The organism is Clostridium sp. AF21-20LB, from assembly GCF_003478795.1.
In the GTDB taxonomy this organism is placed as follows: Bacteria; Bacillota; Clostridia; order Lachnospirales; family Lachnospiraceae; genus Otoolea; species Otoolea fessa.
This window is the reverse complement of record NZ_QUGD01000061.1, coordinates 1-1131: the sequence shown is the minus strand read 5'-3', so window position 1 is coordinate 1131 and position 1131 is coordinate 1. Positions and strand designations below refer to the sequence as shown.

Below are 1131 nucleotides of genomic sequence, written 5' to 3'. Positions count from 1 at the left end.
CTTCTTTGAGAAAAATATTTCATATAAGCTTATATCCATTGTTTCCAAACACTTCCCTCTTATTTTTATTATTTATCAGGTATAAAATTTTTTCAGAAAGTTCTTCCGCGCTATTATTTTTATAAATCAGCCCACATTTTTCTGTCTCAACAATTTTTGCTGTACCCGTATTTTCTGAAACAATAACTGGTACATTATTTTGCATTGCTTCCGTTGCTACAATAGGCATTGGATCATCTCTCGACGCACAAACATAGCAATCTATTTCTTTATATAAATCACCCATTTCTTTTCGATCTAATTCTTCTAAAAAGAAAGTATTTTCTGGAAAGTCTTTACAGATCTTCTGAATCTTATTATATATAGGCTTATAGTGTTTTTTCCCAACAAACACAAAATAACAATTTTTTTTCTCTCTCCATCATCCAATTTACGAATAGCATCAATAAAAACATCAAATCCTTTTCTATATTCTTGAACACCCACTAATGAAAATACTACCTTATCTTTGGACTCAATAGGAAGTTCAAATTTTATCTCTTCCCCCGATTCATTTTTAGGAACATAATATAATAAATCATCAGCTGTATATAACGGTTTATGGTAAAGTAATCTTTTTTTAGCATAATCTCCAACCGCATAAATTCTCACATTATCTGGAATATGCTGTGGCATTGCGCCAAAAAAATTCTCATCCTGATAAGATGTTTCCGCTTCATGAATCCACCATAAAACAGGAATTTGACTTTCACTTAAACCATTAATAATTGGTGCACTTGCAATTGTATTAGCAATTACAATATCAAATAAATTGATATATGATTTATATGTATTTTCTCTATAAAGCATTGGATCTATTAACGCCGGAATGCCATATCTAGTGCATTCTTCTTCTAATTTTCCTCCACACGGTGATATAATAACTGGGCACTCCCCTCCTTCCTTTAACATTTTAGCAAAATAAAACAATGCAATCGGTGCTCCTGTAAGCAACATTTCATGTGTAACTAATAATATTTTCCGCTTCTTTTTTCGTTCGTAAGAAATTAATTGGTCTTTTTTTTATAATTTTCCTATTACCCAATTCAAAATAATTTGCAATTTTCATAAATGTTTTTATTTTTTCATGTG

2 protein-coding genes are annotated in these 1131 nt (G+C 30.2%); both read right to left on the bottom strand.

Features of this window, described 5'->3' with window-relative positions:
- Positions 1-19: 19 nt before the first annotated feature.
- On the bottom strand, positions 20-394 hold the full coding sequence (locus DWX76_RS13720; protein WP_118570884.1) for a glycosyltransferase: 375 nt from the start codon (positions 392-394) through the stop codon (positions 20-22).
- Positions 307-1017: a hypothetical protein gene (locus DWX76_RS13715; RefSeq protein WP_412694081.1), complete on the bottom strand. Its 711-nt coding sequence runs from the start codon at positions 1015-1017 to the stop codon at positions 307-309. The genes DWX76_RS13720 and DWX76_RS13715 overlap by 88 nt, the downstream gene beginning before the upstream one ends.
- Positions 1018-1131: the final 114 nt, after the last annotated feature.